The sequence below is a fragment of the Caldanaerobius polysaccharolyticus DSM 13641 genome, assembly GCF_000427425.1.
In the GTDB taxonomy this organism is placed as follows: domain Bacteria; phylum Bacillota; class Thermoanaerobacteria; order Thermoanaerobacterales; family Caldanaerobiaceae; genus Caldanaerobius; species Caldanaerobius polysaccharolyticus.
The window spans coordinates 389896-408637 of the sequence record NZ_KE386494.1 but is presented as its reverse complement, the minus strand read 5'-3'; the positions used below and the strand labels follow the sequence as shown (position 1 = coordinate 408637).

Here is an 18742-nt window from a genome sequence, read left to right as displayed (position 1 = left end):
CAAACGTCCCTGTCATGATATAATCGATGTAGCAATCTTTACGGAGGCATGAAGATGCTAAACAGAAATAGCCGCGTATACATATTTTTGGTATCAATGTTCGGTGTTTTATTCATAGCGTATTCGTTGATTAACGTAGATATTACAAAGCTTGTAAACATCGTTTTATTTGGCGCATTAGCTGCTCTGGCGGAATCATCTCCTATATACATATCCAAGCAGGTTACCCTTTCTGTGGCCTTTGCTGTAGACTTAATGGCTGTTTTGCTTTTAGGCCCTTATAGCGGTGCTCTTGTGGCGGTGTTGGGTTACGTGTTAAAGCTGGACAAGACAGACCACAACAAGATAACTCACATATTCAACAGGCCGTTTTACAAAAGCCTTTTTAACATATCTCAAATAGCGTTGAGTACAGGAGCTGGTGGTATTGCGTATGTTTTACTGGGTGGTATACCGGGAAAGCAGATAGTATACATATATATTGTGCCAGCGTTTATAGGCGCATTGATTTATTACATGTTAAATTCATTAATGATAAGCTATCTGGTAACATTACTCAGTAATAAACCTTTTTTATACGTATGGAGAAAGGATTTTAAATGGACCCAGATTGATATGCTATTTTTGATCTTTTTAGGCATTATCATGGCTTCAGCTTTTATGCAATATGGGTACATAAGCTTCGCGCTTTTCTTTGTGCCTCTGTTTATGATAAGGTATACGTTTAAGCTTTATATGGATTCCAAGCAATCTTATTATGAGACTATAAATGTCTTGATAAAGGCTTTGGAAGCAAAGGATAAATATACAGCAGGCCATTCTAAAAGCGTGGAAAAGATAACCAGCCTCTTGTGCAGAGAACTGGGTTTTAGTGAATACCTCACCGAAAGGGTCCAGATAGCAGCTCTTTTGCACGATGTAGGCAAAATAGGCATTCCCGAGAGCATATTGAATAAGCCGGGGAAGTTAACTTCAGAGGAGTTTGAGGTCATAAAGTATCACTCGGAATACGGCTATGAGATCTTAAAGGATGTGTCTGGCCTGAAGGATATAAGCCTTTGGATTAAGCATCACCACGAGCGGTTTGACGGCACGGGTTATCCTGATGGCAAGAAAGGACATGAGATACCGCTGGAGTCTCAAATACTCTCTATAGCGGATGTCTTTGACGCATTGGTATCGAACAGACCTTACCGCAAAGCTTTTACCCGTGAGGAAGCTTACGATATAATCCTGAACAGCAATGGCACTCAATTTTCTCCTGAAATAATAGAGGTCTTCAAGAAGGCTTACGAAAAGCATAAGGAGGACTTTACCCATGATTTTTGATGCGCTGGGGCTAGCGTTGATTTACGGGTTGTTGAGGAGAGGCGACTTTTACGCAATAGCTGATATAACTATTAAAAAACCGCTTTTCTTCGTGCTGGGCTTTGGGTCGGAGTTTGCGATGCTCTACCTTGCTTCCAGGTTTCCTTTAATTATGGCTTATAGGGTGTACATACATTTCTTTGATTATGCCATGTTGTTCGCAGGGCTTTGGTATAACAAGGACAATAGGTACATGAGGTTAATAAGCATAGGTGTAATCCTGAACTTTATCGTAATTTTTGCCAACGGTGGGAGGATGCCAGTGTCTTTGAATGCTCTGAGAGCTGCGGGTTTGAACAATTTGATACCCGATCTGGTTTCCAATCGAGTGGCTACTCATCAGGTCTTGGATAGCGACACGCGCTTAAAACTTCTGGCAGATGTGATGATGTTGCCAAAGCCCTACCCTTTACCTAAGGCTTTCAGCGTAGGGGATTTGTTTATCGCCTCAGGTACTTTTGCTATAATTGTAGATGCTATGTTTAAAAGCAAAAAGAGGGAGAAAGGCAAAAATCTGTTGCATTGATGCCGTGTATAATATATTATAATATTGAGAGTAAAGGGGAGTAGCTCGCCTTAGGGTCTAGCCAGTCGTCATCACGGATATCATCCCGGTTGGCTATCAGCGAGGCTGAGAGCGAGACCTTTACAGTACCGGTTTACTGTAAAAGTCTCGCTTTTATTATGTGGTTTTTATCTTAAGCTAGAATCATATGAGGAGGAACTTAGATGGAAGGTTTTTTTCGTAGCCTGCTAAGCCTTGGTTGGGGCAATTTTGTTATGTTTTTAATAGGCGCTGTGCTTATTTATCTGGCTATTAAAAAGGAATATGAACCGATGCTTCTTTTGCCTATAGGATTTGGCATTATATTGGCTAACATACCTTTTTCGTCGGCTATTGGCAAAGAAGGTTTTTTGACGATTCTCTATAATGCCGGCATAAAAACAGAGCTGTTTCCCCTTCTTATATTTGTAGCTGTGGGAGCGATGGTGGATTTTACCCCGCTTCTTCAACAGCCGTTTATGATATTTTTTGGCGCAGCTGCTCAATTTGGCATATTTTTTACCATGTTTCTCGCTTCTCTATTGGGCTTTAATTTAAAAGAAGCGGCTTCCATAGGCATTATCGGAGCAGCGGATGGGCCTACGTCCATATACGTGACAAACCTCTTTGCGCCTCACCTGTTAGGCCCTGTTTCAGTGGCGGCTTATTCTTACATGGCACTGGTTCCTATTATACAGCCTCCTGTAATAAGGGCTTTGACGACGCCACAGGAAAGAAGAATAAGGATGGACCTGCATTTGATTAAAGTGTCTAAAAAGATGAAAATATTGTTTCCCATTGTGGTAACCTTTGTGGCAGGGTTGCTGGCTCCCATGAGCGTTTCTCTCGTAGGATCATTGATGTTTGGTAACTTAATAAAGGAGTGCGGGGTTTTGAATAGGCTTTCTAAAACTGCACAAGACGAGCTAGCAAACCTCGTTACATTGCTTTTGGGTATTACCGTCGGTTCCACTATGACTGCAGACAGGTTTTTGTCTCCTACAACCCTTCTTATATTTGCAATGGGCCTTGTCGCCTTTGTATTTGACACAGCGGGAGGGGTTGTGTTTGCCAAGATATTGAACTTGTTTCTTAAAAATAAGGTCAATCCTATGGTGGGTGCGGCAGGCATTTCTGCATTTCCTATGTCAGCCAGGATTATTCAGAAAATGGCTCAAAGTGAGAACCCTTCTAATTTTATCCTTATGCAATCTGTAGGAGCCAATGTGGCAGGCCAGATCGGTTCTATAATCGCTGGGGGAATTGTGCTGTCAATGGTGAGCTCAATACTATAGGTCCGGTATATGGGTATAAATGAGATAAGATGGGGGAAAGATAAGGCATAGTATTGATAATTTGACAGATGAGCACGGCGATAGTATAATATACATATACCGGGTAGGGGGTGAAGTTATGAAAAAACAGTTTAGCGTTCCTTCTATGAGCTGTCAGCATTGTGTTATGGCTATTACCAACTCGTTGAAACAGCTTAAAGGCGTTCAAGATGTAACGGTAGATCTGGACAAAAAGACGGTGGATGTAGATTACGACGAGAATATAGTAACAGAATCAGCTATGATCAACGCCATAGAAGAGGTAGGATATGATGTAGAGTAAAGTTGCTGCGAAGCAACTTTACTTTTTATCTATTCAATCAAGTACATCCTTTTTCTTAAACCAGCGTAAACCTCCGAGAGTCAATATTACAAAAATCAAAAATCCTGCTACGTAGGGAAAATATGTCTTTTTGAACATATCTCCTCCCAATGTCGCCATGATAGGGTATGCCCAGGGATAGAAAATTCAGTACCTGGTATTGGCTACCAGTAGAGAGGGTACAGCAAACCCGACGCCTACACCCAGAGGGACTCCTATCTGGGAAAAATTTATGCTCAAAAGAAAGATGATTATCATGACCGGTAGCGAGGCTATATACGCCATGCTGGGCTTTACCAGTATGAGGTCATAAGGTATTTTACCAGGGGCACCTATGATCTTTCCTGCCACCGGCAGGCTTAATGAAAAAACCAGAATATTCAACAGGGAGATCATACACCCTACTGTAAGTTTTACGAATATTTTTTCATGTTTTTACCTCATTATCCAGTCACATCTTTTTTTTGAAAAGCAAAAGAGTCCTACCAGTAAAAAGGTAACTGCAAAAAATATTCCTCCCTCCAGCGCCAGGCTGTTATTCTCGCCGGGAAGGTGGAATGCCATACCTGTAATGGCAAGCATAAGGGTGTCACAGAGTAGCAACAAGCCGACAAAGGCGGCAGTGGTACACCATTTGGATAAATACAGCCTGACTTTCCCAACGGGAAGGCTCAGGGTATACCTCAATCCCCCTGAGACATACTCTGTATGATATATTATGGCAGATACTACTGTAATTGTCATGGGTAGCATCATAAACCACAAGGCGCTCAAGTGATGTTCTAAGACCAGTGTTTGCCAGGCGTTTAAACCTTCTTTTGAGCCCTAATTGAGAATATAGTCGCGGCGAAGGTAAAGGTCAAGAAATAGCAACGCCTCTGTAATAAGTGGTGCGAGGAAGCTGCCGGCCACATGAGGCTTCGTTTTTGCTTTAAAATGTCGGTCCACAATAGGTCAAAAAATTTCTTCAAAACGTATCACCTCCGGTGATCTCTAAGAAAATATCTTCCAGATTCTTTGCTACCACCGAAAGATGCGTCACATCAAAGCCTTCCACTACCAACGCTCTATTTACGGCAGCAACATCGAGGCTATTCTTTTTTATGAAAAGCCGATTTTCTTTTACTTTGACTTTTAAGCCTTTATTTTCTAAAAATTTTAAAGCCTTATCCTGTGGATAAACCTCAATGCATATTTCGGGTTTGCTTTTGGCTTTCAATTCTTCCAGGGTTCCCTGAAAAAGCAGCCGCCCCCGGGATATGATGCCTACGCTGGTAGCCGTCAGCTCCACTTCGCTCAATATATGGCTGGACACCAACACCGTGACTCCCAACATGCTGGGCAAGTTTTTTATTAACTGCCGGATTTCGTGAATTCCTGCCGGGCCAAGGCCATTGGTAGGTTCATCCAGGATCAAAAGCTCTCGTTTTCCGAGAAGAGCCTGAGCTATGGCCAATCGCTGCTTCATCCCCAGGGAAAAATTTTTCACCTTTTTATTTTTCCACTGGGATGGGTTGACTATTTCCAGCGCCCTGTCAATCTCCTTTTTATCAGCCTCGAGAATTTTTCTTGTAATCTCCAGGTTTTCTGCCGCTGTTAAGTTTCCGTAACAGGAAGGGGACTCAACTATGGCTCACACCCTCTTCAGTATTTCCATCGGTTTTTGCCTTATAGAAAGGCCAAAAAGGCGGGCGTCGCCCCGGGTGGGCTTTATAAGCCCAGCAGCATCCTGATGGTAGTAGATTTGCCCGCGCCGTTAGGGCCCAGGAAACCGTAAATTTCTCCTTTCCTCACCTTGAGGTCGATGCCGTCCAACGGCAGTAAAATTCCCGTATTTTTTAGTGAGGCTTTGAGTTTCAACGATGAATTCGCTCATCCTATTCCCTCCCGCAAAAATTTTTCAGAATGTATGATTATATCCTATAATTTAAATACCATGGTTATTGTGGCTCCTTTGCCATGCTGGCTTTCTCATGTAGTCGGCTTTTTCCTTGATTATCTTCAAATACCGGGTTTTTTCTTCGTAAGTCTTATGGTAGGTATTCTCCAGCAGGATTTCAGCGTAGCCTTTTATGGATGTAAGAGGGATCTTTAGGTCGTGAAAGATGTTTTCAATCCACTCCTCCTGAAGAGTGTTGACACTATCGTGCAGGCGTATTTCTATTGAACATTTTCTTTTTTTATGCTATTATTTATCCGTATAGCAAAAACATATGTATACTATTTAAAGACAGGGGGAGGTACAGTTGGAAAGAGATGCCACATACTACATTGTGGATGCCAGCGTGCTACCTGAGATATACACCAAGGTCATTCGAGCCAAAGATATGCTGGAGTCAGGAGAGGCTAAGACTATAAACGAAGCGGTTAAAGAGACAGGTATAAGCCGAAGCGCTTTTTACAAATACAAGGATTGTGTCTTTAAATATTTTAAAGGCAATAGCTTTAGAATACTGACGTTATCCATGACATTGCAACATAAACCTGGAGTGCTTTCCAATGTCTTGAACAGGATAGCTTCGTATGGCGGTAATGTGTTGACGATTAATCAGAATATACCGGTTCATCAAAAGGCTAATGTTACAATAACGATTGACGTATCCAAATTGAAAGGCGAAATAAAAGGTTTTATTGATGACTTAAATAGCATAGAAGGAGTAGAAAACCTGGATATCATAGCGCAGGAGTAAGTTAGGGGAGTGGAGGAATGATTGTAAAAGTTAAAGTTCCGGCTACAACGGCTAATATAGGACCTGGCTTTGACTGCCTTGGTCTAGCTCTTAACCTGTACAATACCGTAGAAGTGAGATTGGGAGGTAATGCAGACAGAGATCACCTGGTGTACAAAACGGTAAAAAAGGTGTTTGATAGCGTGGGAAGGGCCATGCCGCAAGTAGAGGTGAATGTCTACGGCGACATACCTTTGGAAAGAGGACTGGGTAGCAGCGCTTCGTGCATAGTGGGAGGTGTAATTGCGGCAAACAAGCTTTTAGGAGACGTATTGAGCTTTGAGCAAATGCTTAACCTGGCTGTAGAGATAGAAGGGCATCCGGACAATGTGGTTCCCGCTTTTGTAGGCGGTATGACTGTGTCCATACAGGACGGTGGAAAGACTTACTTTATAAAAATAGATGTGCCAAAAAGTATAATGTTTGTGGGCCTGATTCCCGAGATAAAGCTGTCTACCAAAAAAGCCAGAGCGGTTTTGCCTGATATGATAACTCAGAAAGATGCTGTGTTCAACGTGAGCAGGGTGGCTTTTTTAATTTCATCGTTAATGACTGGAAAGATTGATAACTTGAATTTTGCCCTTCAGGACAGGCTGCACCAACCTTACAGGAAGACATTGATACCTGATTTTGATGTTATATTCGATGCGTGCAGATATTATGGGGCTAGAGGGGTCTTTTTAAGCGGGGCAGGTCCTACAATAATCGCAGTCAATGATGTAAATAACACCACTTTTATAGAAAACATAGAGAGGACTGTGGATGATCTGCAGATTAAGTGGAACGTTATTCCGCTCTTTGCCAACTCCGAAGGGGCGAAAATAGTAGAGGTAGGGTAAGTTATTTAACAAAATTTTAAGCAGGCTTCATATAAATATGGTATAATGGTAAAAAGCCATTTAAGGGGGACATAGCTTTGAAAAAAAAGTACGTGCTGGATACAAACGTGTTGTTGCACGATCCTGAATGCCTGTTTAATTTTCAAGACAATGACATTATTTTGCCTGCTGTGGTGATTGAGGAGATCGATGAAAAGAAGAGAGATAACGATGAGGTGGGGAGAAACGCCAGAAAGGTGGCGCGTATACTTGACGAGCTGAGAAAGAGGGGCAAGCTATCCGACGGAGTGTCTCTTGATGGCGGTGGGACGTTAAAGGTGGAATTAAATCACAGAGCGATGGATTGCTTAAAAGAAGTGTTTTTTGATGCCAGCAATGATAACAGGATACTGGCTGTGGCCTTGAACCTAAGGGATGAAGAGCTTAAAAAAGAAAATCCCATGCCGGTGGTATTGGTCAGCAAAGATGTTATATTGAGGGTGAAAGCTGATTCTTTTGGGCTGGCGGCGGAAGATTACCTTTCTGATAAAACCGTGCAGTACAGCGATATATATACGGGTTTTATGGAGTTAAAGGTTTATCCTTCTGTGATAGATGAATTCTACATGGAAAGAGGTATTTTATTACAAGATCTGGCTTCTAATTTAGGTTCCAGTGTGAAATTCTATCCTAATCAGTATGTGATTTTAAAAGATGAGTTGGGATCAAGCAAGTCAGCTGTGGCCAGGTACGATTTAGCCAGTGATTCTCTTAAGCCACTTATCGTGCCCGGTGAGGGCGTATGGGGAGTTACACCTCGCAACGCGCAGCAGAAAATGGCCCTGGACCTTTTGTTAAATGACAATGTGCTTCTCGTAACCCTTACCGGTAGAGCAGGTACTGGAAAGACTCTTCTGGCACTGGCGGCAGGGCTTTTGAAGACCCAAGATGAAAGGGTATACAGTAAATTGTTGGTGGCCAGGCCTGTAGTCCCCATGGGAAAAGATCTGGGTTATTTGCCAGGTGATAAAAATGAGAAATTAAGGCCGTGGATGCAGCCTATATACGATAATATGGAATACCTTTTCAGCGGCAAGAAAAACATGAAGATAGATGACATCATCGTGGGCCTTAAAAATATTGAAATAGAGGCGTTGACGTATATAAGGGGAAGGAGCATCCCTCATCAGTTTATAATCATTGATGAGGCGCAGAACCTTACGCGCCACGAGGTCAAGACCATCATATCAAGGGTAGGGGAAGGCAGCAAGATCGTCCTTATAGGTGACCCTGAACAGATTGACAATCCATATCTGGATTCCAGCAGCAATGGCCTTACCCAGGTTGTAGAAGCCTTTAAAGAACAGCCTTTGGCAGGTCATGTTATGCTTGTCAAAGGTGAGCGTTCGAAATTGGCCGAACTGGCAGCTGGTTTATTGTGACCTTTTTGAAAGGTGGAGAGTTTATTAAAGATGAAAATCGTAGTTGCACCTGATTCATTTAAAGGCAATATGACGGCTTATGAGGTGGCTTATCACGTAGAAAAAGGTATAAAAAGGGTATTTAAAGACGCAGAGGTAGTTATTTTGCCTATGGCTGATGGCGGAGAAGGTACTGTGGAAGCCCTTGTCAAAGCTACCAGAGGGCAGATTATATCCTTGGATGTAATGGGCCCGCAAAGGGATAAGGTGAAGGGTTTTTACGGCATTCTAGGCGATGGAAAAACTGCTGTTGTGGAAATAGCAGCGGCATCAGGTCTGCCACTGGTTTCTGAAGATAGGTTAAATCCAGAGACAGCTACCTCTTACGGAACTGGTGAGCTTATAAGAGACGCTTTAAATCATGGCATCAAAAAGCTCATAATAGGGCTTGGAGGCAGTGCTACCAATGACGGGGGCGCTGGTATTGCACAGGCTCTGGGCGTAAAGCTCATGGATGAAAAAGGTAATGCTATAGATCTTGGTGGTATTAACCTCAAAAACCTGCACCATATAGACATGTCCGAGCTGGATAAGAGGATAAATGATGTGGAGGTGCTGGTGGCCTGCGATGTAGACAATCCCCTATGCGGCCCGCGAGGGGCATCTGCGGTTTACGGCCCTCAGAAGGGCGCCACGCCGGAAATGGTTATAAGGCTGGATGAAGCGTTGGCTCATTTCGCCGATGTCGTTAAAAAAGACCTGGGTATTGACATAATGAACATGCCTGGCGCAGGAGCAGCAGGGGGTGCAGGAGGTGGACTGGTGGCGTTTCTGGGGGCTTGTTTGCAGCCTGGCATAAAGCTGGTATGTGATGCAGTAAATCTGGATGAGCAACTTAAAGGAGCTGACCTGGTGATAACAGGGGAAGGCAAAATAGACGGTCAGACTGCCCACGGCAAGACGCCGGTAGGGGTAGCGTCTTATGCTAAGAGACACGGTGTGCCTGTGTTTGCCATAGGAGGCATGTTGGGAGAAGGTTATGAGGTGCTGCACGATTACGGCATTGATGCTCTTTTTGATATAAACCCCCGTACCATGACTTTAAGCGAATCTATAAAGGAATCTCCTGAGAACCTGGAAAAAGTCACAGAAGAGATAATGCGGGCGATCGCGTGCTTTTGGAAAATGTGAAAAGCCCCCACGTAATATGGGGGCTTTTTGTATTTCAATAATTATTATATAGTTTTTGTCACCGTGTTGAGCTCGATTTCATCTATGTCATCTCTGTAGAATGCTTCACGGTCAAATTCTCCTTCAGAAGTAGCCACTAGCAATGCTGCCACTGAGGCACCTGTCACATTGGTCATGGTTCTGACCATATCCAGTATTACGTCGATGCCCAGAACCATGGCCAGCCCTTCAATAGGAAGTCCCAAACTTGCAAGTACGACGGTAGTCACAATAGACGCGGTACCCGGGACGCCTGCCACGCCGATGGATGAGATTGTGGTCATGGCAATGAGAAACAGATAATGGCTAAAAGTAAGTTCTATATTGAATACTTTTGCTACAAATACCGCTACTATAGCTGGATATAGCCCTCCGCAAGCATTCATTCCCACTGTAGAGCCTAGCGAAGCGACAAAGCTGGCGATTTTTTCTGAGATTTTTACCCTGTCTACTAGTGATCTTATAGTTACGGGAAGTGTGCCATAGCTAGACTGGGTAGTAAATGCTACTACTTGAGCAGGATATATCTTTTTGAAAAATCTCAAGGGATTTACTTTTGCTACAAAGGATACTAGTCCGCCGTGAACTACGATAAGTTGTATTGCACATGCAATGTACACCGCTGCTATAACTTTGGCAAGAGGTATAGTGGTTTTCAGACCGTATTTTGCAGAAATGGCTGCTATTAATCCCAAAACTCCATAAGGTGTAAGGGAAATCACCATTTTGGTAATTCTGAACATAATTTTTTCCATGGAAATAATAAAGTTTACTGCGGGCTCTACTTCTTCAGGGTGCTTTTTTCTCTCTATTATGATTGCTACGGCTATGAAGAGCGAGAAGACCACGATAGGAATGATACTACCTTCTGCCATGGAAGCGACGGGGTTGGACGGGATCATGTTCGACAAAACTTGAGAAAATGTGGGTATTTCACGAGCTTTAAAGCTGGTATCAGGGGTAAACTTCATGCCTGAACCGAGATTAAGGGAAAGGGCTACTAAGATTCCTATAGCTGTAGCGATAGCGGTTGTAGATAGCAGCCATGCAAAAGATTTTACTGCGATGCTCTTGAGCTGGTCGGGGCTCTTAAGCGACGTAATGCTTGATATAATAGCGGTCATTACCAGTGGTATTACGACCATTTTGATTAATCCTATATATATTTTCCCGATAGGCTCAATTATTTGGGCTTTTTCTTTAAAGATAGAGCCTATGGTTATACCAAGGATTAAGCCGATAAATACCCGGATGCCAAAATTGACTTTTTTACGTTTTAAATAGAACAAAAAGCCTAAACTTATAAAAGCTAGAATTAAACTTACATAACTCAAATACATAACCATACCTCCTTAAAAATGCTTATGGGGGGAGAAAATCCAATTAAACATATATGAATACTTATAATTCGTATTTTTATTATACAGATGTAAAAATAAAAAGTCAACTTTCGTAAGAAAGAAGAGGATTTTTTGTTCGTGCGTAGAATAAGTAAAGGTAAACTCTATAAAAGGGAATGGAGGTTTTTCAATGAAAAAATTCAGAGCTGGTATTGTAGGTTGCGGAAATATATTCCCAATGCATGCCTATTCGGTTAAGTTATTGGAGAATGCGGAGATAGCGGCAGTATGCGATATCAAAGAGGACAGGGCTAAAAAAAAGGCTGAAGAATTAGGCTGCAGGTATTACTTGGATTACAAAGAGATGATAGATAAAGAGAAACTGGATGTCATTCACATCTGCACGCCCCATTATATGCATCCTCCTATATGTATATATGCTGCCAGTAAAGGGGTAAATGTCCTGACGGAAAAGCCTATGTCTATAAAATTGGAAGATGCTGATGCCATGATAAAGGCCTGTGAGGATAATAACGTGGCATTAGGCGTTATATTCCAGAATCGATATAATCCTGGTTCCCAGTTAATTAAAAAGACGCTGGAGTCTGGTGAACTGGGGAAGATCGTCGCCGGAAAGGCTATTGTCACGTGGAAACGCACCGATGAATATTACAGCCATAGTGATTGGAAAGGAACGTGGGATAAAGAGGGGGGTGGCGTAATAATAGATCAGGCTATTCACACCCTTGACCTTATGAGATGGTTTGTGGGGGACGATATCGACTATGTGGACGCTACGATATCCAATAGGGCTCATGATATCATTGAAGTGGAGGATTCCGCGGAAGGGGTTATAAAATACAAAAATGGTGTTGTAACAGGTTTTTGGGCGGTTAATTACTACGGATATGATGCTCCTGTGGAGATAGAACTTTACTGTGAAAAAGGCGTTGCCAAGATGATCGCTGATAAAGCTGTTATAAAATTCAATGACGGCAGAGAGTATTCAGCAGACAGAAATCCCAATGAAACCTTTAACTACGGCGATGTAAAGTCCTATTGGGGTGTAAGCCACGCTAAGCAGATAAGGAAGTACTACGAGGCCCTTGAGAAGGGTGAAAAGCCTGAGATAGACGGTAAAGAAGCGAGAAAAACCCAGGCGATGGTATGTGCTATATACGATTCAGGCAAAAGCGGAAAAAAGATTGTATTCTGAGGTAAAATGAACAGCACCATGGGGTGCTGTTCATTTTGTGCCCTCTGCCACATATATTGATTAGTGAAGAAGGTGGTGAGGGTTTAATGCAGGTTATTTTTTCAAAGATAAGCCTTTTGTTTCTCATTTCAATAGGCATAATATACGCGGTTATTTCATTTTTACCGCTTTTTATCAACGATTTAGAGAAGAGAAAAAACAAAAATAAAAACAGTTAATCGATGATATAGTGGCTTTTTACGTATTGCTTGCAGAGTTTTTTAACTCTGCTGGCGCTTTCGCTTAGTTCGTATACATTGGCATAGTTTTTATGTTTATTAGTTATGGCTGCTACCGCTATGCCCATAATAGGTATTCTCTCCACCTTGCCGTATCGGCTTTTGGCCACTATAAACCCGTTTTTTGCGTCCTGTTCATTGTAAAACCCTCTTATGTTCTTGTCAAACAGCTCTATTATCTCTTGGCACATGTTTTCCACATCGTGGTCGTACGCGATTATGACGAAGTCGTCGCCGCCTATATGGCCCAGGAAACCATTCTTGTGGTATTTATTTAAAGTCGATTTGAGGATATCTGCAGTATACAAAATCACTTTATCACCGTTTTCGAAGCCGTACGTATCGTTGTATGCCTTGAAGTTATTGATGTCGATATAGATGAGGGAAAAAGGCCCTGCCTCATTTAATAATTCCTTGAGGTTATTGTCTATTATCACATTGCCTGGTAGACCTGTTAGAGGATTGGAGTATTTAGCCACATTTATTTCTATTTCTGTGGTTTTTTCCAGAAGGTCTTTTACCGTGGTTATGCCGAAGTACTTTCCGCCTTTGGAGATGATGATGTAATCGTAGAGGTGTTCATCGTCTCTGCTCATGGCCATCCTCGATACCTCATCAATAGGGGTATTGCTGTCTACGATGAGGGGTTGTTGGTTCATGAGACGGGATATAGGCCTGTGGCCAAAGACGTCTCTGCCGTACGGGCGAGCCATATAGCTGTAGAAGTCCTTTTTCATTATGAGCCCTATCGGTTCAAATTGTTCGTTAACCACACAGACGCCCTGTAATGCACGGCTGTTTTCAAATATTTTCTCCAGTTCATAAGCCAATAAATCCTTTTTTACGGGGAGATCCTTTCTGGAGATATTTTCAATGGGCATATAATGGGGTTTAAAAAGCCTAAATTGCCTTTTGACCTTATTTCTTTCTATTATGTACTCTTTTGCCTCAGGCCGAATGTCAACGAAATCTTCAGCGGGTTTTTGCAACAGGTAACCCTGTCCGTACTGTATACCTATGTCTATGAGTACGTCCAGCTCACTATGGGTTTCGATTCCCTCTGCGATAATCCTGCAGTTGGTGTTTATGGAAAATTGATAAAAGGTCTTCATAAGATTTTGTTTAAGCTGGTCCTTGTCTATATCCCTCACCAGTGACATATCTACCTTTATATACTGGGGATTTGTTTCCACAATGGTTTTAAGACCCGAATATCCTGCCCCGGTGTCGTCTATAGCTATTTTATACCCTTGCTCGACGTAATATTTCAGGATATTTTTGAAAGATTTATAATCTTCTATAGCGGTTTTTTCGGTTATTTCAAATATTATGGATGAGGGATCAATCTTGTACTTGGCCAGGAATTCCCTTGCGAAGCCGCTGACAAAGTTTTCGTCGTTTATTACGTGAGGATCCACGTTTAGAAATATGATTCTAGCAGTAGAGTTGCTACAGGATTTCTCTAAGGCCTTTGACCTGCACAGCATTTCCAGTTCCCACAACATGTTGTTTTGCTTTGCTACTTCAAACATTTTTTCGGGTTTTTCTAATGGAGTGTTTTTCGGCCCGCGGCTGAGAGCTTCATAGCCGATCACATTTCCTGTGGTCAGTGATACGATTGGCTGAAATACACTGATTACATTTTTTGAAGCTATAATGTGTTTTAATATTTCTACCATTTCCATTTCTGCCATTTCTGCATTATATCCCTCGCTTTTTAAATAGCAAATAAAAACCGCTACGCGGTTTTTATTGCTAAACTTTGTATTTGCTGACGTTTTTCTTCAATTCTCTAGCCAGCTCGTCGAGGTTTTTTACAGAGTTGGCTATTGTCGCAATGAACTCCAGCTGTTCTTCCGTATTGGCAGAAACCTCTTCACTGGCAGCCGCAGTTTCCTGGGATACGGCTGATATGTTCTGTATGGCGTTGATAACGGAATTTTTGCTGTTTTCCATCTTCTCTATGGCTTTGAATACGCCATTTAGCATGTTTATACTTTCCTCGACGCCATTGGCGATCGTCGCAAAAGCTTTGTTGGTGTTTTCCACTGCCTGAGCCTGAAAGCGAGAAACCTCTTCGATAGTGTCCATCATGGCCTCGACTTTTTTGGATTCATTCTGTATGCCGCTTACTATATCCTGAATCTCTTTTGTGGTTTTTTTGCTTTCGTCCGCTAATTTCCTTATTTCTTCGGCAACCACTCCGAAGCCTTTACCTGCATCGCCGGCGTGCGCTGCTTCTATGGCCGCGTTTAATGCCAGGAGATTGGTCTGTTCTGCGATGCTATTTATAGCGTTTACAAAGTTGGATATGTCTTTTGTCTTTTCGTTAAAGGACTTTATAAGCTCCATAAGCTGATACGATGTCTTGGCGCTCGTGTCTGATCTTTCCTTTAAGAGGGTTACAGCTTTCAATCCCTCTTCATTTAATTTCTTTATAGTCTCGCTGCTGTTTACTATTTGTAAAGCGCTGTCGTATACAGTCTTTATCTGATCTGACAAATCCGTGATCAGTGATACACCTTTTTCGGCCTCTGTGGCTTGCTCTGATGCTCCTTTGGCTATTTCTTCAATGGTTACGGCAATCTGATCCACTGAGGATTTGATCTTTTCAGAGCCATCTACCAGTTGCTGGGTGGAATCCGATAGTTTTGACGTCACATCGCTTAAAGATAGTATTATTGATTTCATTTCCTTTACCATGCTATTGAAATTTTCTGACAGCACTCCTATTCCGCCTGATTCTACGGCCACCTCAGTGAAATCCCTGTATTTGATTCTCTCGATTATGTACGATATGGTATGTAGTATGTCGCTGTTGTTTTTGTTGTTTAAGTACGATATAAACTCTGATATTGCTAATGATATTATCGTGAATGCCAACGTTAGCCCTACGCTTACACGGGCTATTAAAAATATTATCCCTGCCAGAATAGGCAATATTAAGGCTATAAGGTAATTGTTAGAAAGCACTTTTTTAAGCACAGACATTACCCCCTTCCTCTTGTTGTTTATTATAATACAATTATATCATGAATTATCTGTTTGCGATAGTACAATATGTAAACTTTTATCTTGATTTAACAAGGTTGAGCATTATTATAGTACTTGGGCTTTGTATGTGAGGTTCATAGTGGTATAATCGATTATGCAGCGCATTTAAGTGGGGAGGTTTACAAATTGTTTACGAGAGATGACGTGCTAAATGCCTTAAAGGGCGTTGTTGACCCTGAAATCGGGGAAAGTATAGTTGATCTAGGCATGGTCAAGGATATTAGGGTAGATGGGAGAAAAGTAGTGGTAGATGTGAATCTGACGGTAGCCGGATGTCCGTTGCACTCCACGATAAGAGAGGACATTGTGGATGCTATAAAGGGCCTCGGGGACGTTGAAAAGGTACAGGTCAATTTTGGCGTCATGTCGCAGGAAGAGAGGGAGGAACTGGTCAGAAAGCTTCATCCTCAGCGGGAATCTCAGCTTAAAAATGCCCGCATAATCGCCGTGGGTAGCGGCAAAGGAGGTGTGGGCAAATCCACTGTAACGGTAAACCTTGCCATCGCCCTGGCTAAAGAGGGTTATAAGGTGGGCCTTGTAGATGCGGATATAGTTGGATTTAGCGTATCCAGGATGATGGGTATAAGCGGAAAAAGGCCAGTGGCGGTAGATGACAATACCATACTTCCTCTGGAGGCTTACGGAGTAAAAGTGATTTCTATGGGTTGTTTTGCTGAAGAGAATACCCCTATCATATGGAGGGGACCTATGTTGGCTGGGGCCTTGCAGCAATTTTTTAACGACGTATTGTGGGGGGATCTGGACTTTTTGTTGCTGGACTTGCCGCCTGGTACGGGAGATGTACCTCTTACTGTAATGCAGACGATGCCTCATGCTGAACTGGTACTGGTGACCACGCCGCAGGCTGCGGCATCCCACGTGGCAGGGCGGCTGGCATATATGGCTCAAAAGACCTCTATGAGGCTTTTAGGTATTATTGAAAATATGGCTTACTTTGAGTGCCCTGATTGCGGTAAGAGGCATTACATTTTCGGCAAAGGGGATACAGAAAGACTAGCCAAGGAATTGAATGCTCCAATTTTGGGTAGTATACCCATTGACATTAAAGTGAGGGAGTGCAGCGATGAGGGTAGACCTGTCGTGCTAAATAATACCCCTGTGGCTTATATATACGGTGAAATCGCGAGAAAGATTGCACAGGCAAGATAAAAATAAACTGTAGAAAAGGGACCACATGTATAATGTGGTCCTTATTAATTTTATAATAGTTCATTACGCTATTGGCTAATAATATGATTGTAGTATCTACGGTGAAAGGATGATCATATGTCAAAAACGAATTTTCGCTTTTCCCCGAGGCCTAACGATGCCCACAGGATAAAGTGGCGCCAGTGGGGCGATGAGGCTTTTAAAGAAGCTAAACAGCAAGACAAACCTGTGCTTTTGTCCATAAGCGCTGTATGGTGCCATTGGTGCCATGTCATGGACGAGACGTCTTATTCTGACGATAAAATTATCGATTACATCAATAAAAATTTCATCCCTGTTAGGGTGGACACAGACCAGAGGCCCGATGTAAATGAGCGCTACAATATGGGAGGATGGCCTTCTACTGTGGTGCTGACTCCTGGAGGTAGGATATTAAACGGGGCAACCTATATTCCCCCTGAGGCTTTATACGATTTTTTAAAGGAAACGGCGGATTACTACCATGAGCATAAACCAGATGCGGTATATGAAGGAAAGGCAAAAGATAAAAAGGGTGCTAGGAGAAAAAGAAAGGTTTACAAGCCGACATCAAGAGGTCTTTTAGAGGGCGTAGAAAGGTATGTTATGGATAATATAAGGAGCAATTACGACGACCTTTACGGTGGGTTTGGCCTTGCCCCAAAGTTTCCGTACACAGAAGTGCTGGATTATCTCGTGGACGAGTATGCCAGGACAAAAGATGATGGTATATACAGGATGCTGGATAAGACGCTAAATAACATGGCCGATGGGGATATATGCGATAAACAGCAAGGCGGTTTCTTTAGATATTCTACTGCTAGGGATTGGTCGATGCCCCATTACGAGAAGTTGCTGGAGGATAATGCGGCGCTTGTGGATGTCTACCTCAAAGCGTATCAGGTTATGGGTGTGGTGAGGTTTAAAGATATAGCCGAAAAAACATTAGATTACGTCACCAGTGCGCTTTACGATCGCGATCTATCGGCATTTTATGGCAGCCAAGACGCCGATGAAGAATTCTACAAGCTGAGTCTGGAAGAGCGAAAAAGGCGTAAGCAGCCATATATAGACAAAAATGTGTACGTATCGTGGAATGCCAGAGCTGTATCAGCTCTTTTTAGGGCATGGGCGGTTTTGGAAAAAGAGGAGTACAAGACTATGGCCTTGAAAACACTGGATTTCCTCAACGAAGAATGCTTCAGGCAGAGAGAAGGGTATTGCAGGTATTACGACGGTAAGCCTCATAATTACAATATATTAAAAGAACAGGTATATATGGCCATGGCAAACCTGGATGGGTTTCAGTACACGGGGGATAGAAAGTATATAAATAAGGCAAAAGAGGTGGCGGATATTGCTTACAGCCGTTTTTACGATGAGGAGGAGAAGGTATTTGCAGGGGATGTGCCGGAAGATCAGGTATTAAAGACCCTGGGCGACATAACTCAATCTATAAGTGACAACAGCTTTATGGCGTGGGTTTATGTAGTCCTAAATGCCTTAAAAGGCGATGATAAATACAAAAAGATTGCTGGGGAAGTGATAAGGTACTTTAGCGATATGTACACCGATTACGGCATATTTTCAACACCGTATGTAAAGGGATTCAAAGCCTATGTAGAGGGCATTATTCATGTATCTGTGGTGGGCGATGAAAACAAGAGTATGGCAAAAGATGTTTTAAAGTTGTACGCGCCGGATATGGTTGTGGAGCAACTGGACATTGTAAAGGATTCTGAAATAATAGAGACTCGGGGATACGATAGGGTGAAAATACCTGCGGCATACGTTTGTGTGGGCACAAAGTGCATGGAGCCCGCTTATAATACCAAGGAGCTTCTGGAACTGTTGACAGCTGTATACCGATGACCAAGAAAGCTGCCAGAGCTATTGACAT

The 18742-nt window shown here is 42.5% G+C and carries 18 protein-coding genes and 1 pseudogene; 11 read left to right on the top strand and 8 right to left on the bottom strand.

The window, feature by feature from the left end; genetic code table 11:
- Positions 1-54: 54 nt before the first annotated feature.
- The 4 genes from CALPO_RS0102970 to CALPO_RS0102955 all read left to right on the top strand — a co-directional run bounded on the left by CALPO_RS0102970 (position 55) and on the right by CALPO_RS0102955 (position 3529).
- On the top strand, positions 55-1329 hold the full coding sequence (locus CALPO_RS0102970; RefSeq protein WP_026486000.1) for an HD-GYP domain-containing protein: 1275 nt from the start codon (positions 55-57) through the stop codon (positions 1327-1329).
- Positions 1319-1894 (top strand): DUF5317 domain-containing protein, encoded by a 576-nt coding sequence (locus CALPO_RS0102965; protein ID WP_026485999.1) that lies wholly within the window; start codon positions 1319-1321, stop codon positions 1892-1894. Before CALPO_RS0102970 ends, CALPO_RS0102965 begins: the two co-directional genes overlap by 11 nt.
- Before the next feature lie 203 nt (positions 1895-2097).
- Positions 2098-3207 carry a sodium ion-translocating decarboxylase subunit beta gene (locus CALPO_RS0102960; protein ID WP_026485998.1) on the top strand — a complete coding sequence of 370 codons (1110 nt, stop codon included), beginning with the start codon at positions 2098-2100 and terminating at the stop codon, positions 3205-3207.
- A gap of 118 nt (positions 3208-3325) precedes the next feature.
- Positions 3326-3529, top strand: coding sequence for a heavy-metal-associated domain-containing protein (locus CALPO_RS0102955; protein ID WP_026485997.1), 204 nt, complete (start codon positions 3326-3328; stop codon positions 3527-3529).
- A 186-nt stretch (positions 3530-3715) separates the two neighbouring features.
- Here CALPO_RS0102955 and CALPO_RS14115 read toward each other — a convergent pair whose 3' ends face one another.
- The 5 genes and pseudogenes from CALPO_RS14115 to CALPO_RS15200 all read right to left on the bottom strand — a co-directional run bounded on the left by CALPO_RS14115 (position 3716) and on the right by CALPO_RS15200 (position 5684).
- Positions 3716-3952, bottom strand: coding sequence for an ABC-2 family transporter permease (locus tag CALPO_RS14115; protein ID WP_156940120.1), 237 nt, complete (start codon positions 3950-3952; stop codon positions 3716-3718).
- Positions 3953-4003: 51 nt separating this feature from the next.
- A pseudogene (locus CALPO_RS0102940) lies at positions 4004-4363 on the bottom strand (ABC transporter permease); the annotation flags it as partial.
- Positions 4364-4535: 172 nt separating this feature from the next.
- Entirely contained in the window at positions 4536-5198 is a 663-nt protein-coding gene (locus CALPO_RS14810; RefSeq protein ID WP_281172737.1) for an ATP-binding cassette domain-containing protein, read from the bottom strand.
- 80 nt (positions 5199-5278) lie between these two features.
- On the bottom strand, positions 5279-5428 hold the full coding sequence (locus CALPO_RS15005) for an ATP-binding cassette domain-containing protein (RefSeq protein ID WP_218915139.1): 150 nt from the start codon (positions 5426-5428) through the stop codon (positions 5279-5281).
- 67 nt (positions 5429-5495) lie between these two features.
- Positions 5496-5684, bottom strand: a complete 189-nt coding sequence (locus CALPO_RS15200) for a histidine kinase dimerization/phospho-acceptor domain-containing protein (protein WP_407638215.1) — start codon at positions 5682-5684, stop codon at positions 5496-5498.
- 130 nt (positions 5685-5814) lie between these two features.
- On the opposite strand from CALPO_RS15200, the gene CALPO_RS0102925 reads away from it, so the two are divergent.
- The 4 genes from CALPO_RS0102925 (at position 5815) to CALPO_RS0102910 (ending at position 9727) form a co-directional block, all read left to right on the top strand.
- Positions 5815-6258, top strand: coding sequence for an ACT domain-containing protein (locus CALPO_RS0102925; RefSeq protein WP_026485994.1), 444 nt, complete (start codon positions 5815-5817; stop codon positions 6256-6258).
- Between the two features lie 17 nt (positions 6259-6275).
- Entirely contained in the window at positions 6276-7136 is an 861-nt protein-coding gene (gene thrB / locus CALPO_RS0102920; protein ID WP_051585798.1) for a homoserine kinase, read from the top strand.
- 77 nt (positions 7137-7213) lie between these two features.
- Positions 7214-8557 (top strand): PhoH family protein, encoded by a 1344-nt coding sequence (locus CALPO_RS0102915; RefSeq protein WP_026485992.1) that lies wholly within the window; start codon positions 7214-7216, stop codon positions 8555-8557.
- A gap of 30 nt (positions 8558-8587) precedes the next feature.
- Entirely contained in the window at positions 8588-9727 is a 1140-nt protein-coding gene (locus tag CALPO_RS0102910; RefSeq protein ID WP_026485991.1) for a glycerate kinase, read from the top strand.
- 44 nt (positions 9728-9771) lie between these two features.
- Here the strand turns inward: CALPO_RS0102910 and CALPO_RS0102905 are convergent, their stop codons facing one another.
- On the bottom strand, positions 9772-11106 hold the full coding sequence (locus CALPO_RS0102905; RefSeq protein WP_026485990.1) for a dicarboxylate/amino acid:cation symporter: 1335 nt from the start codon (positions 11104-11106) through the stop codon (positions 9772-9774).
- Positions 11107-11296: 190 nt separating this feature from the next.
- On the opposite strand from CALPO_RS0102905, the gene CALPO_RS0102900 reads away from it, so the two are divergent.
- Positions 11297-12322 (top strand): Gfo/Idh/MocA family protein, encoded by a 1026-nt coding sequence (locus tag CALPO_RS0102900; protein ID WP_026485989.1) that lies wholly within the window; start codon positions 11297-11299, stop codon positions 12320-12322.
- A gap of 214 nt (positions 12323-12536) precedes the next feature.
- Here CALPO_RS0102900 and CALPO_RS0102890 read toward each other — a convergent pair whose 3' ends face one another.
- Both CALPO_RS0102890 and CALPO_RS13110 read right to left on the bottom strand, forming a co-directional pair.
- Positions 12537-14294, bottom strand: coding sequence for a GGDEF domain-containing protein (locus tag CALPO_RS0102890; RefSeq protein WP_026485988.1), 1758 nt, complete (start codon positions 14292-14294; stop codon positions 12537-12539).
- A gap of 61 nt (positions 14295-14355) precedes the next feature.
- Positions 14356-15585: a methyl-accepting chemotaxis protein gene (locus tag CALPO_RS13110; RefSeq protein WP_051585797.1), complete on the bottom strand. Its 1230-nt coding sequence runs from the start codon at positions 15583-15585 to the stop codon at positions 14356-14358.
- Between the two features lie 195 nt (positions 15586-15780).
- Here CALPO_RS13110 and CALPO_RS0102880 point away from each other — a divergent pair, with 195 nt between their 5' ends.
- Together CALPO_RS0102880 and CALPO_RS14110 are read left to right on the top strand one after the other, a co-directional pair.
- A complete protein-coding gene (locus tag CALPO_RS0102880) occupies positions 15781-16824 on the top strand; it encodes an Mrp/NBP35 family ATP-binding protein (protein ID WP_026485987.1) in 1044 nt (347 codons plus the stop codon).
- A gap of 117 nt (positions 16825-16941) precedes the next feature.
- Positions 16942-18714 carry a thioredoxin domain-containing protein gene (locus tag CALPO_RS14110; RefSeq protein WP_051585796.1) on the top strand — a complete coding sequence of 591 codons (1773 nt, stop codon included), beginning with the start codon at positions 16942-16944 and terminating at the stop codon, positions 18712-18714.
- Positions 18715-18742 lie beyond the last annotated feature (28 nt).